The sequence below is a fragment of the Chloroflexus sp. genome (genome assembly GCF_049970315.1).
Lineage (GTDB): Bacteria > Chloroflexota > Chloroflexia > Chloroflexales > Chloroflexaceae > Chloroflexus.
In genome coordinates, this window is sequence record NZ_JBMFNE010000002.1 from 176,290 (window position 1) to 191,005 (window position 14,716).

Annotated in this window: 9 protein-coding genes, 1 tRNA gene and 1 pseudogene; 3 read left to right on the forward strand and 8 right to left on the reverse strand. The window is 54.3% G+C overall.

Translation table 11 applies throughout. From position 1 onward, the window contains the following. Window positions 1–17: 17 nt before the first annotated feature. From uvrA to ACP5OT_RS02060, 5 genes and pseudogenes are all read right to left on the reverse strand, one after another. Window positions 18–2,872 (reverse strand): annotated as a pseudogene (gene uvrA / locus ACP5OT_RS02040) (excinuclease ABC subunit UvrA). A gap of 150 nt (window positions 2,873–3,022) precedes the next feature. Then, window positions 3,023–3,098, reverse strand: a tRNA-Thr gene (locus ACP5OT_RS02045). Between the two features lie 106 nt (window positions 3,099–3,204). Then, entirely contained in the window at window positions 3,205–3,900 is a 696-nt protein-coding gene (locus ACP5OT_RS02050; protein ID WP_424674674.1) for an SDR family NAD(P)-dependent oxidoreductase, read from the reverse strand. A gap of 68 nt (window positions 3,901–3,968) precedes the next feature. Then, on the reverse strand, window positions 3,969–4,649 hold the full coding sequence (gene folE, locus ACP5OT_RS02055) for a GTP cyclohydrolase I FolE (protein WP_424674675.1): 681 nt from the start codon (window positions 4,647–4,649) through the stop codon (window positions 3,969–3,971). A gap of 67 nt (window positions 4,650–4,716) precedes the next feature. Beyond that, entirely contained in the window at window positions 4,717–5,541 is an 825-nt protein-coding gene (locus ACP5OT_RS02060) for a 6-carboxytetrahydropterin synthase (RefSeq protein ID WP_424674676.1), read from the reverse strand. Window positions 5,542–5,796: 255 nt separating this feature from the next. On the opposite strand from ACP5OT_RS02060, the gene dnaN reads away from it, so the two are divergent. From dnaN to ACP5OT_RS02075, 3 genes are all read left to right on the forward strand, one after another. Then, window positions 5,797–6,933: a DNA polymerase III subunit beta gene (dnaN, locus tag ACP5OT_RS02065; protein WP_424674677.1), complete on the forward strand. Its 1,137-nt coding sequence runs from the start codon at window positions 5,797–5,799 to the stop codon at window positions 6,931–6,933. Between the two features lie 89 nt (window positions 6,934–7,022). Next, entirely contained in the window at window positions 7,023–7,712 is a 690-nt protein-coding gene (locus ACP5OT_RS02070; protein ID WP_424674678.1) for a LuxR C-terminal-related transcriptional regulator, read from the forward strand. A gap of 59 nt (window positions 7,713–7,771) precedes the next feature. Continuing rightward, entirely contained in the window at window positions 7,772–9,826 is a 2,055-nt protein-coding gene (locus tag ACP5OT_RS02075; protein WP_424674679.1) for a hypothetical protein, read from the forward strand. Between the two features lie 152 nt (window positions 9,827–9,978). On the opposite strand, the gene ACP5OT_RS02080 is transcribed toward ACP5OT_RS02075, so the two are convergent. The 3 genes from ACP5OT_RS02080 to ACP5OT_RS02090 all read right to left on the reverse strand — a co-directional run bounded on the left by ACP5OT_RS02080 (window position 9,979) and on the right by ACP5OT_RS02090 (window position 14,512). Further along, window positions 9,979–10,686 (reverse strand): hypothetical protein, encoded by a 708-nt coding sequence (locus ACP5OT_RS02080; RefSeq protein WP_424674680.1) that lies wholly within the window; start codon window positions 10,684–10,686, stop codon window positions 9,979–9,981. Window positions 10,687–10,882: 196 nt separating this feature from the next. Further along, window positions 10,883–13,915: a S8 family serine peptidase gene (locus ACP5OT_RS02085; protein ID WP_428131184.1), complete on the reverse strand. Its 3,033-nt coding sequence runs from the start codon at window positions 13,913–13,915 to the stop codon at window positions 10,883–10,885. Window positions 13,916–14,011: 96 nt separating this feature from the next. Beyond that, complete coding sequence (locus ACP5OT_RS02090; protein ID WP_424674682.1) at window positions 14,012–14,512, reverse strand: hypothetical protein; 501 nt, start codon at window positions 14,510–14,512, stop codon at window positions 14,012–14,014. Window positions 14,513–14,716: the final 204 nt, after the last annotated feature.

Consider the following 14,716-nt stretch of genomic DNA (forward strand, 5'->3'; position numbering starts at 1 on the left):
CATTCGGATTACCACGTTTATCGCGTCAATGCACGATATAGACGATTTTTCAGATACGGACCGGTTGCCGATTTGGCCAGCATAGCAATAGTTTCGGGTGTGCCGGCACCGATCAGGTGCCCACCGTTGTCGCCGCCTTCAGGGCCGAGTTCGATCACCCAATCGGCAGCAGCGATCAGATCAATGTGATGTTCAACCACGAGTACCGTATTGCCCGCATCAACGAGACGTTGTAAGACGGTTACCAATCGTTCGATGTCGGCGAAGTGCAGGCCGGTCGTTGGCTCATCGAGAATGTAGAGCGTCCGTCCGCTACTCCGCCGGCTCAGTTCGGCGGCCAGTTTGATCCGCTGTGCCTCGCCACCGCTCAGGGTCGGTGCCGGCTGACCGAGTTTGAGATAGCCAAGGCCGACATCGTGAAGTGCTTGCAACCGTTCGGCAATAGCCGGTACGCGCGCGAAGAAGTCAAGCGCTTCTGCTACCGTTAATTCTAACACTTCGGCAATGTTGAGACCACGGTAACGAATATCTAACGTCTCTCGATTATACCGCGTTCCGCCGCAAATATCACATGGTACGAACATATCGGGGAGAAACTGCATTTCGACCTGAATCAACCCTTCACCGGCGCAGTGCTCGCACCGACCGCCCTTGATGTTAAAGCTGAAGCGCGAGGCATCATACCCGCGAGCTTTGGCTTCATTGGTCGCAGCGAATAAGTTGCGAATGGGATCGAAAATCCGACAGTAGGTAGCCGGGTTCGAGCGTGGCGTGCGTCCGATCGGGTTTTGATCGACGACGATCACTCGTTCAAGATGTTCAACACCGAGAATGGCATCGTGATCGCCAGCGTGGACTTTGCCGCCATGCAGCAACTGCATTAAGCGCGGCGCAAGCGTGTCTCCAATGAGGCTACTCTTGCCACTACCGCTGACACCACTAACCGCGACAAAGCAGCCGAGGGGAATACGCACATCGATGTTCTTGAGATTATTGGCTCGACATCCGCGCAGTTCGAGCCATGGCCCGTTGGCCGGACGTCGCCGGTCGGGAATCGGTATCTGACGCTTTCCACTCAGATATTGCCCGGTTAGCGACCGTGGGCAAGCAATGATTTCATTCAATGTTCCACTTGCCAATACTTCACCACCGTGCGGCCCAGCTCCCGGCCCGATATCAACCAGCCAATCGGCAGCACGGATAGTTGCTTCGTCGTGTTCGACCACAATCACGCTGTTACCGAGATCGCGTAATTCCAGCAACGTGGTGAGCAGACGGTCATGATCACGTGGGTGTAAACCGCTACTCGGTTCGTCGAGCACGTAGAGTATGCCGGATAAGCCGGCACCTACTTGCGTCGCCAATCGTACACGCTGCATCTCACCGCCACTGAGTGTCATTGCTGTGCGATCCAGCGTGAGATAAGACAGTCCAACTTCACATAAAAATCGTAAGCGCTGGGTAATCTCACGCACGATTGGGCGCGCAATGGTGCGTTGCCGTTCGCTCAACTCGTGGTATTCGAGCAGAGCACCGGCCCACGCCAACGCATCGGCGACGGTCATCCGGTGAATATCGGCAATCGATGCACCGGCTACCGTGACGGCGCGAGCAGCGGGGCGTAGGCGGGTTCCACCACAATCAGGGCAGGGGTGTGGTGAGGTGTACTGTTCAAGCGGCGATGGGTCATTGCCGTTTCGCTGTTCGTTGAGACGGCGGCGTAGGTTGGGTATGATACCCTCAAATTCAGTTTCAACACTGTGGACTCGCCCCTGATGGTGGTACTGCAAAGTGATCGGTTCACCACCGGTACCGTACAGTAACGTACTTAAGACTTCGGGCGACAGTGCATTGATCGGTGTAAGTGGGTCAACGCCGAAGTGAGCGGCAAAAGATCGCAGCACGTCTTGATAGTAGCGCTGGGCGGTACTATCTCCTTCTCGCCACGGCGCAATCGCTTCGAGGAGCGGTAAGCGGCGGTCAGGCACGACAAGGGTAGGATCGATTTCGGGTACGACACCCAGGCCATCGCAGGTTGGACAAGCCCCGTGCGGGTTGTTGAACGAAAAATCGCGCGGTTCAAGCTCACCTAAGTCTATCGAACCGTGTTGTGGACAAACATACCGTTCACTGAGCAGCCACTCATCGCCGTCGATGACCTGCACCATCAGTTGACCACCACTCAACTTCAGGGCCGTCTCAACCGAATCGGTGACCCGCACACGGTCAAGTGCCGGTGTTCCCTCGGCAGTACGACGAATGATCAATCGGTCAACGACGGCTTCGACAGTGTGCTTTCGGTACTTATCCAACCGGATCGGCTCATCAAGTTCATGCACCACACCGTCGATCCGAGCACGAACGAAACCGTGTCGCCGCAGCTCGGCCAGTATTGTTTCAGCATCACCGGTCAGCGGGGCAAGGAGCTGTACCCGTCGGTCAGCCGGCAGTTCAACGATAACATCAACCATCTGCTGCGGCGTATAGCGACGGAGCGGTGTATAGCAGTGTGGGCAGTGTGGTTGACCGATACGGGCAAAGAGCAAGCGCAAGAAATCATACACTTCGGTGACAGTACCAACGGTGGAACGGGGGTTACGGGCACCGCCTTTTTGATCAATCGCAATCGCCGGTGATAGCCCTTCGATCAGGTCTACATCGGGCTTTTCTAGTTGACCGAGCAATTGACGAGCGTACACCGATAAGCTCTCGACATAGCGGCGTTGCCCTTCGGCAAAGATGGTATCGAAGGCGAGCGAACTCTTCCCGATCCCGAAACGCCGGTCATCACGACCAATGTACCGCGTGGGATGTCGAGATCAATCTGTTTGAGATTGTGAGTGCGTGCGCCGCGGATCCGTATCCATTCCATGGTGCTGCATTGCTTATATTGGTACGAAGTCTAGAGTATCTAGACAGTTCTTTCATGGTACCACACATTAATAACCAGTTTGAAAAGCCTGAGGCCTACTTCGATGACTTGTCATCGAAGTAGGCCTCTGCAATGCAATAGCGCAACGGGTGGAGCCAATGGCCGGACTCGAACCGGCGACCGGCTGTTTACGAAACAGCTGCTCTACCGACTGAGCTACATTGGCAAGATACCGTCAACGATTGTAGCCGAAGTAGACCGGTTTGTCAAGGATGGTGTTGTGTAAGAGATAGGTGAGGCGTTGCCTCACCTTGATACTCGGTGGACGGGAACTATAACCGTCCGACGACATGGCCAATGGTGAGGTCTTCCACCGTCACGTATGGCGGTAGCGCAACAACAGCAGCAACAGCCGCCGCGACGTCGGCCGGTTGTAACATATTATCCCGCGCCCACTCACCGGGAATAGCGTCCCAGATTGCAGTGTTGGTAGCGGCGGGCAAAATTGAACAGACACGGATGCCACGTGGGCGCAGTTCTTCCCGAATGGCGGCGGCAAAACCGAGCGCACCGTGTTTGGCTGCGACATACGCCGACCAGCCGGGAAATGCCTGGCGAGCAGCAACCGAGGCAATATTGATCAATAAACCACCGCGATCCATGCGGGAAACCGCCATCTGTGCCACTAGAAAGAGACTGGTGAGCTGGGTTCGCAGATGCGCCTCCCATTCGGCAAGACTCAGTGCTTCGAGCGGTGCCACAAGCGCGCCGCCGACACTGTGGACCACGACATCAAGCCGGCCGGCGCCGGCAGCGATTGCCACCATTTCACGAACTTGTGCCGGATCGGTGACATCGCACGGAGCAACAATGCATTCAGCACCGGTAGCGGTGACCTGTGCTGCTACAGTTTCCAGCGCCGATCGGTTACGTGCTGCCAGGGTGAGACGGGTACCGGGTTTAGCCAGTGCCAAAGCGGTTGCTGCGCCAATGCCACGCGAAGCGCCGGTAATGAGGATCGATTGCATAAGCGTTCTCTTGGCAGTTATGAAAGATACGTGGACACAACCTGATCGGTCGTGTACACGTCCTTTACCTAATCCTGGCGACTACTTGCCCGATTGACATGGGCCATAAACTCGGCACGAGTTTTCGGGTCCTCACGGAAGGCACCGCGCATTGCCGAAGTCACCATACGGGCATTGGCCTTTTTTACCCCTCGCATCACCCCACACATATGAGTCCCCTCGGCCACGACGGCCACTCCCGCCGGCTCAAGCGTTTCGTTGATGAAATCGGCAATTTGCACGGTCATCCGCTCTTGTACTTGGAGGCGACGGGCAAACATCTCGACGATCCGAGGAATCTTACTTAGTCCAACCACTTTTCCGTTGGGAATGTAGGCGACGTGGACTTGCCCAAAGAACGGCAACATATGGTGCTCACACAAGCTGTAGTAATCGATATTGGTCACCAGCACCATCTCGTCGTAGGCAACATGAAAGATGGCGCCGTTGATCAAGGCTTGTGGATCGATATGATAACCGGCGGTCAGCTCGGCGTACATCTTTGCCACCCGTGATGGTGTCTTCTGCAAACCCTCACGCTCTGGTATTTCACCAATTGCAGTGAGGACTGTACGAACAGCGTCTTCGATCCGTGGATCTGATGAAAATGTCATCCCTTCGAGTTTGCCGCGACCAGGAACGATCAGGTGTTCGTAGTGGTCTTCATCGAGATCGTGATTGTGGGTTAAATGATAACCATTAGTTGACATAATTTTGATACTCCGTTGCAAAACGTATAGCGCGACGGTCGCACTGCAAAAAGGCGTGATACCTATCCTAAGCGGGGATCGATGCCGGACCGGCATAGCTAAAGATATTTTTGCGCGTCTCCCATAGGCGCAGCAGGGCTAGCCGGCCCTCTAGCTTAGGAGCGAGCTCGTTCCACAGATAGACGATAATATTTTCGGCGGTCGAAGGTCGCTCGGCGAAGACCGGAATTTCCCGGTCGAGGTGGTGGAGATGAAGCGGATCGATCACCGAATGTACCGTCTGGTCGAGCCAAGCTAGATCGACGAGCATACCGGTGGCGGGGTCAATCTCACCTTGGACGGTAACTTCCAACGTGTAGTTATGACCGTGGCCATTTGGATTGTTGCACTTACCGTAAATCGCGAGATTTTCTTCGTCGCTGAGCGCCGGTGCATGCAATCGATGAGCAGCGGCAAAGGTGTATAAGCGGGCAAACTGGGTTTCGCCAACACCGTCGTAGTCGACCCAGAGGTCAGGCTGTTCGTATAACCGGAGATGAGCGAGCCGCGCATGAGTCGGTAAGCGTGCTGCGATCAGTCGCCAGAGCACACGAACGAAGTTTTCGGTCGTCGGGATCTGATCGCGGAAATACGGTGTGTCGAGGTTGAGATGCTTGTGATCGAACTCTTCGAGCACTTCATTGACGATTGCCTTGAGTTCGGTCATATTCATAACCATGCCGGTACGCTCATCTAGCTCACCGGTGATGCTCACATCGAGGGTATAGTTGTGCCCATGTCCATACGGGCTTGTATATGGCCCAAAGACTCGCTCGTTTTCAGCGGCGCTCCAGTCATCGCGCCAATACCGGTGTGCAGCAGAGAATTCAAATCGGCGCGTAGCGACTACCATGCTCAAATCCCTTCTGATTGTTGACCATCGTCGAGTCAACCATCGCTATTTAAAATCTTCTTCCCTATAAAACGGTACCACGGCTCTGCAAAAAGTCAAGACCTCTGTTCATACAATGCACACTCTCTGCACGGTTATCTTGCATACGCACCAGTCATGCTGCCGGCAATGATGCCAATATGCTATAATGCGCCACACCCGGATGGTGAGCAGCATTTGCTGCTGCTTGTAAGGTTGTCTCTTTAAGGAGCCACGATGAAACTTACATGCATGCAAGATGATCTGAAGCGCGGTCTGGCGGCGATAAGCCATGCCGTTGCCGGTAAAAGCGCAACATTGCCGGTATTGGCAAATGTGTTACTTGCTACTGATGATGGCCGGCTCAAACTGACAGCCACCAATCTTGAGGTCGGAATTAACCGTTGGATTGGTGCGAACATAGCGCAAGCAGGTGCAGTGGCTGTTCCGGCCAAGCTGTTGGCCGATGTCGTAGGTGGTCTACCGAACGATAAAGTAACCCTCACTCTCGATCCCAAGACCCAAACGTTGCGGGTTGAATGTGGCCGTTTCGTAAGCAATATCAAAGGCGTTGATGCAGACGAATTTCCTTCATTGCCGGCTGTCAATACGCGGGCGCCGCTTGTATCGTTGCCGGCGGTGCTCTGGCGTGAGGCTATTGAACAGGTAGCGTTTGCCGCCGCGACTGATGAGTCGCGCCCGATTTTGACCAGTGTGTTGGTCCGAACGCGCGATCAACAACTGACGCTCGTGGCCGCCGATGGGTTCCGGTTGGCAATGCGTACAATACCGTTGGCCGAAACGGTTGCTCACGCGGTCGATTGCTTAATTCCGGCACGCACGCTCGCCGAGTTGGCCCGCATTATCGGCGATATAGAGGGTGATGTGGCAATGGTGTACACACCCGGTGGTAGTCATGTTCTCTTCCACACTGAAAATACCGAGGTTGTCTCACGTTTAATCGAGGGAAGGTTCCCTGATTTTGAGCGGATCATTCCGCAACAATACGTGACGCGAACGGTGCTCGACAGTACTGAGTTGGCAAAGGCAGTGAAGCTTGCATCGTTCTTCGCCAGCGCGAGCCAAAACGTGGTCAAATTAAAGATCGAGCCGGCCGGTGAGATGGGGCCGGGGAGGATTGTACTGAGTGCCAATTCCGCCGAATTGGGTGATAATACGAGCGAGCTTGATGGGAGTGTCATCGGTGAGGGTGGCGTCATCGCACTCAATGTTAAGTTTTTGGCCGATGCAATTGCTGCGGTTGGCTCAAACCAAATCGCGTTTGAGATGCAGAGTGCGCAAAGCCCTGCGGTGTTCAAGCCGGTGGGGCACGATGACTATATTCACATCGTGATGCCGATGAGTATGCGATAAGCAGTGGCATGCCTTGTGCTTGCCGGTGGGGTGGGCACAAGGTCCGTACCCGTCTTACGTGAGATCACCTGCTGGGGGAGGAGTTACCTGTGAGTGTGACAACGCTGATTATCGTGCATACTGTTTCGCTCTTTCGCGACGGTTTGCGCTATGCTTTGTCGTCAACACCGGAATATCGAGTGATCGGTGAGGCGAGTAATGGTCAGCAGGCGATCCAGTTGGTTGATCAAACCGATTCCGATCTGGTTGTGATGGACATTGATCTGCCCGGTGTCCACGGGTTAGAAGTCGCACGTGTGATCAAGCGTAGTCATCCGCATATTGGTATCATCCTGTTTGGGCCAACCAATGATGGTGCGACGGTCGTCAAGGCGATCCGGGCCGGTGTGTCGGCAATGGTTCCACCCAATATTGAATTTGTCGATTTGCTCGCGACGCTTCACCAAGTGCGTCGTGGTGAGTATCCGATTAACGATCTCGTGCTCACTTCGCCAGAAGTTGCCGCAACCGTACTGGAAGCCTTTCGTCAGATGGTCGGTGATGATGATATTCAGACAGTCTTTTCTCCGCTCTCGGCACGTGAGTTAGAAGTGCTGGAATTGGTCGCTGCTGGGCGAACGAACCGCGAAATTGCGGCTCAGCTCGATATTAGTAACCAGACGGTGAAGAATCACATTTCGTCAATTTTGCGTAAATTAGCCGTCAACGACCGTACCCAGGCTGTCGTGTATGCGATGCGACGTGGCTGGATTAAGGTCGTTCTACCCGACGGTTTGTAAGTTGCCTGAGATTTTGTCAGCGTTGCTTCCGGTTGCGGGGGCAACACGAGGAGACGTTTGTGAGGCGTTTCCGTTCTGTCTACTGCTACCTGACTGTGCTCCTGACTGTCGCGTTGGTTGGATGTGACCTTATCCCATCCGGCCCAGAAGAACCGATCGCCAATATCGAGACTATTATTGCCGGTACGCCATCGGCAACATCGACGGCGACGGCGACGGCGACGGCCACGGCGACCCCAACTGCTACTCCGACGTTTGGGCCTTCACCGACACCAACGGCGACGGCGACGCCTACCGTGACACCACTGCCGCCGACACCAACACCTAATCCGGCATTGGCCGGTTTTGGCTACTGTTCGCAGACGGTTGGCTTTACCATCGGTCGCTTTTCAGCCGCATTGCAAGAGGTGCAGACGAGTGGGAACCCGGCATTCGAGCAGCTCGATCTGCTGTTTGATCTGAGTCCCGGTTCTCCCCCGCTAAGCGCAACCGTGAGTTGTTTAGCCATTGCTGATGCGCTGCTTGTACCGGCACCGGCTGCTCTGAACGCCCCGTATGCGCTGCGGATTGAGTTGGCCGGCTGGATTCGCGATGATCGGTTTACGAATTCGATTACCCCGACGATTTCGTTCACCGGTACCCGCACGCTCTCTCAGGCGTTGATGCTGATTAACCCACAAGCTGATGTCGGTGCGACGATTCTGTTGCCGCTGACCGAGCCGGTACCGTTCCGCGTGACCCTTGCCCCGAACCGATTGTCGGTAGCAGTTGCGCGCTCGCCAACGTTGGGTGCAGCAAGTGATACGTTACGAGTACCGGCCGGCTCACCGCCAAACCGGTTGGAGCCACTCTATATGCTGTTCGATGGCGATGTCTGGCAAGTGACACCACAGACGACAATCGCCGGACCGGGGATGATAGGGCGAGCTGCCGGTGCCGTCAATCTGACCAATTCTGCCGAAACCGAAACGTATCTGGCTGTCAGTCCGCGCGGTGATTACCTTGCTTTCTGCCGAGCTGAACCAGGGCTTGATCCGGCCGATGCGGTTCTGGCGGTACCTTCAACCCTTTGGCTATTGCCGGTAAACGGTGGTGAGGCGCGTCCGTTGGCCCAGCCTGGTGTGAGTTGCGCTGAGCCGGTGTTTAGCCCCGATGGTGCGACCATTGCCTTTGCTGTTGATGAGACCGGTGCAATCCCAACGCAATGGGCGATTTATACGGTGTCGGTTGATGGTGGTGAGCCGATACGGATTGAGTCTACCCTGGATGAGTGGAGTCGGTTTAGGCCACAATGGTTGAGCGGTGACCGCTTGATCTATCGGGTTGAATCCCCTGATGGACGGAGTTCGCTATTCTTGCACTTACCAACCGGTGAAGTGCTTGATGTGGGTGCCGATCTCCTCACCGATGCGCGTCTTGTCGTTCGTTATCGCGGTTTTGGGGAGCTGGTGGCTAGTCCGAACGGTGATTATGTAGCCGTGGAAGCGCTCCGTGCCGATGATCCCGGTGTTGACTTGTTGATACTCAACAGCGCCGGTCAATTGGTTGAGCGGATTGGCGAACAACGGGTGACTCTGCCACTCCCTACCGCCACGCCAACTGCAACTGCCACCGCGACGCCTACGTCGACACCTACCCTAATCCCAACCCCCGATGGGACGACGACCGCGACGCCAGTAGTACCGACGGCAACGGTAACATCAACGGCGACACCAACCGTTATTCCAAGTGCTACGCCAGAACCGTTGCCGTTGCTTCCGTTGCGCGAAGGCCCATTCTGGACACGCCCACTTGGTTGGGATGGTAATGGGCAGTTGCTGTACCTTACCACGCTCTGTGCCAGTGATCTGGTACAAGATTACCAGCTTTATCGCTGGCGCGGCTTGCAACGGAGTGAGTTGTTGGCAACCGGACAAAGTTTGGGTAGTTTTGGCGCGGCGACGGTGCGCGGTCGTCAACTCTTCTACACGACAGTTGATGGTGGTGATGAGGGACCGCGCGGTTCACAGACGCAGAGTCAGCGCTACCCAACGACACTCTGGGTGTGGGATTTCGAGAGCGGTGGCCGGGCTGCATTGATCGAGCTGGTACGTGGAGTGCGAATGGTACGGTAAACGGTGTTACCTCTACATTTGGCAACATTGGCATGAAGCAGACACCCCACCCATTGGAGCGGTGGGGTGTTTGGTATGATAATCGTCTCTTAGGACGTATATTGTCTGCCCGTGATCGGGTTATGGATTGGTGTCAAACGCTGCATCGTGAATTAGCGTTCTAACTTCCACCAGATAACGAACAAATCGCGCCCAAACAATACGAGACGGGCAAGAAAGTAGATCAGTCGGTAAAGCCGGTTGCGACGTACCTCGTCGTAGTCGATTAATATCAGGCGTGGTGGTTGCTCGTCGGTAAGCATAAGATTCTGTGATTGTAAAATTGTACGCTCGACCAAGAAGCTCCATAGACGTTCAGGAAGGTAGCACCACTGCTTACGACGACTGCGCTCGGCGGCGTTAGCACTAACCCGGCCGTAGAGATCGGGGAGATGACCGGTGCGGAACAGACAACCTACAGCGCGAGCGATCATGTGTCGCAGATCACGCCCAATCTGTCGGCGCCGAACTGTATCAACCGATTGCCAGTCAATGCCGGCTAAGACACGCGCATTGACGAGATATGGCTGGATCGCCAACGCATGCACAAATCCTTCGCTATCGCGGCTAAGAAGAAAATAGGTCGGAATTGTGTGGCGTGATCCGAGACAGGCGGCAAAACGCTGGGCCGCCTGTTGCATTCGGCGGGCGTCAGCCAACATTGCCGCAGCGTCGCGGCTAGCTAATTCGCCCTTGAGTTTGACGACGAAGCGACGATCATCACTGCAGTAGACTTCAGTCTCGTTACCGCCGGCTACACGTTCCATGACATGATCGATGTCGATCGGTGCAAATACATCATTATGGTGTTGTTCCGTCATTGGTTTGGTTACTACCGCTTGGAGTATAGAAGGAAGTGTCACCCCTGCCACGTTTCCCAACAAAGGTGACGACAACCCATGCCCGTCAAGACGGTACACTCATCAGGCGCAGCGGCTGTTCAACAGTGCTATCAGCCGCTGCGAGTCCCTTTACCGTATAAAATGATGACGCTATTGGATGACACAATGTTGCAGATTACCGGAATATTAGCAAAATGAGCACTTGATAGGGAGCAGGGGTACCTTCGTTCAGTTGTACACGTACAGTGGCAACCGGTTTCTGCGGATCATTGCTGTAAATCCGTATCCGTGCCTGTGAGGTCGTATACATTGGGGCGACCCACTGCGCAGTGAGCGGGATATTCGTCTGATTGGAAGCGGCTAGCGTGCCACTGTCACCGGACTCAATACTGAGCCATGCCCATGGATTGATCTGAGGTCGTAGCTCGATGACCAATCCATCGCTCAGATCGAGTGGTAGCTCATCCCCGACATCACAAGCCACGTTCTGGCTTTGATCGTCAAACTGGAGACCAATTGTAGCCTGATCGGTGGGCTGCAAATTGGCTACATTCCGGTAATGGAAGCGAATGACACCATTGGGTTGTAAGAGGGCTTGCACACTGAGCCGGCGAGTTGTACCGTATAATGGCACATCATCCCATGTGATAAGTGCGCCGCTGCTCACCTGGGCAAAGCTGATTTCACCGCCATCAAGACTATTAAAATCGACGTGAAGTGGGCTAATCGCCGCCGAGGTAGTTTCAGATAATGGAAAGCATGATGGAATGAAGTAGTTCGAACTGGAAGTAAAGGGAGCGAAGGCGATAATCCCATTTGCTCCAATGTAGACTTTGCGGTAAGACGTGCTGCCAAATGGAAAATCAAAGCCGAGATCGAGGGCACCACTACTCCCATCATCATACAAGTTGAGCACCTGTCTACCGGTTGGTGGATCGATCCAACCACCGCCCGGCCCATCCGGTTCGTCACTTCGCCAGACGCCATAAGGCTCGTTATCAATCTGGACGGTGTAGGAGAGAGGGGCATTGCCATCATTACGCAACGACAAATTGAGCGTGACGGTTTGCTGAAAATCAACGGTAACCGGTATCACATCTTGTAATGTGGTCAAGCGGGGGCGAATCGGGTCAAGAGCAAAGTTAAGGGTTGTCGTGCTCCCATTGCTTGGTGTGATTGTTTGGGTTTTTGCAACAAAGCCACCGGCAGCAGCGGTCACGTGTTGGGTAGAACTGCCGGGCACTGTCAAGCTATAAGTTCCGATAATGCTGGTCGTCAGGTGCACACCGTCAGTCGTTATTATCGTCGCCAGTAATGGCCGACCGGTCTCACTATCGGTCACTGTACCGGTAATCGTCGCGTGTGTAGGTCGCGGTGGTACAGTCATCGTTATTGGTACAGCCAGCGGTGGGTCGGTCAGATTGTTGGCGTAGATCAAAAGACGTGCCGAGTAGATACCCGGTCCAGGCACTTTACGGGCGTCAAGTGTAATAGACAGTGTCGTACTGCTACTACTCATTAGGATTGCCGTAGGTGTTGGGGAAAGAATCAGCCATGGAATATCAACCTTAGCCGCGGCTACCGCAGCAAAGGCATCGAGCCGTCCATAACCGTAGATATTATTGGGAACAGTGTCAGGACGGCAGTCGTTATAGAGTGCACTCATAAACCGTGGGTCATTAGTAATCGGTTTTGCGGTCTGGGTAAGGTAGTTGTAGGTGGTAGTATAATCACCGATCAACTGTGGGTTAGCCGACCAGAGCAGGGCAACCGTACCGGCCACGTGAGGTGCTGCCATTGAAGTACCTGGGAGGGTTTTGTAGCCACCCGTAGATGAAGTTGAATAGATACTCAGTCCCGGCGCGGCCAGATCAGGTTTGATCCGATCATCAATTGTTGGACCGATAGCGCTAAAGTTTGTCAGTTTATCATTTTGATCGGTTGCCCCTACTGCTACCACATCGGCATAATCACCGGGTGATGTAATCGTCCTACACGTCGCATTGCCAGAGTTACCGGCAGCAAAGACGACGAAGATGCCGGCGGCTTGCCACGCTGCCGTATAACCGGTATAGACCGGGTTACCACCACTGCTAAATGCCCATGAATTATTGAGGATATGCGGACGACGACTCGGTTGCGGATTGTTACCGTTGAGATCGGTTGGAGCCAACATCCATTGGGCTGCGGCAATGATATTGCTATCGGTACAGTTGAGCGTATCACAGGCTCGGGCTGCGATCCAGCGTGCTCGCGGTGCCACACCCATCGCCGGTTGGGTAGGTAGGGCGGCAACTATTGTCCCCATCACGTGGGTGCCGTGATCACCTGAGGCAGTTGGTTCGTTGGTGTTACCTACTGGGTCGAACCAGTTATAGTTGTGGTCAAACATACCACCGCCAAGGTTACCACGGTATTGGCCGACGAGCGCCGGATGGGTATACGCAACGCCACTATCGATATTTGCGACGGTAATCCCCTCACCGGTGACACCGAACTCGCGCCAGACTCGGTCAGCGCCGATTTGATCAATATTCCAGCAGACGTTATTGGCAGATGGATTGCAACTACCGGCTGTTGTCGAAAAAGCCGACGGAGCTACTTGCAGCTCGTGGTCGGCACTCAGCATTGCAACGTCGGTGTGAGCAGCAAGGGCTTGGGCCAGGGTTGCGTCCCCTTCAACCAGCAAGGCGTTGACGATCCAGAGCGGAGTGTAACGCACACCGGCGGCATCGAGCAGCGTGCGCACGGCGCGTTGGCTGCGTTCGGCATGTTCGGTCAAAGTACGGTAAACGTACTCACCGCGGGCCGCCCAATCGCGAATCAAGAATGCTGCACCGAGATCGGGTCGGTCGGCGAAGAAGACGAGGAAGCGAGTTGGTCCGTGCACCAACTCGGCTTGTAGGTCAGGATCGATCCGCTCGGCTTGTTGGGGGAGTGGCACCGGCAATGATGGAATCGTCATGCGAGCCGGACTGGCTGTTGGTGGATAGCCAACATAGAGGTGAGGTGTTAATGGATTACTGCCGGTATTGGTGATAGTGAGGTTGAGGGTGGTTGTACTGCCAAGTTCGACAGTGGCTGCAAGGCTGGTTGGGGTAGCGGAGAGTGTAGCCGGATCGGCCTGCACTGAGGTACCCGGCACGAATGCCAGTATGTTGACCAAGCAAGCAATGATGAAGAGGATAAGTGAACTAGATCGTTTCATCACAGTCAAATATAAGATGATGCAACATCGTCTCTCGGTATCTTAACACAACCAGCATAAACTTTGTTTTACAGTTTTATCATAATGTCCAGCAGCTTATTCGATGACCAATGCTGATATACTCGGATCGGTCGGATTGTAGCGTACTTTGACGGTTTTGAGCTGTTGATAGTAGGAGCGGAGGGAACAGTCGATTACTTGTGCTTGGCGCAGACGGCGCTGACCAATCGTGCCAGGAATGATGAGTTCCCAGGCGATTACTGTTGGTTCCTCCGCGGCATTGAATTCAATCCATATGTCGATGATCGGTGCTTCAACAGTAGTGGTTGCTTGGCGTAGTTGGTGGTGAAAGCGAAAACGATGATAGCTTTCAATCAATAGGCTGATGCTAGTGATGGTAAAAAACAGTGGAATGATGAAATGGAAGGGCATTGGATCAAATAACTTGTCGATTATCCAAAAGCTGACTATTGCACCGATCATAAGGATGAGGCTGGCGGTGAGTGCGCCTATACCATTGTGACAACGACGGAGTGCCGCTTTGACGAGTGCTTGACGTTCTTGTTCGGATAGTGTGGGAGGAAGATTGCTGAGCATGTGAGTCTCCGCTGTTGAACCACTCATTGATATGGTATGACAATGGTAGCACCTGATTATTACACACTAAGCACGAGTACAGTTAAAGTGTAGTTGGCGTGGGAAGAGCGGGGTAGCAAGATACGGGTGCAAGCCCTACTGAGGTCGTGGCAGCCCCAGCCCAGGCTTGATGACACTTATGATCCTTTAACCCATATCCCAAGC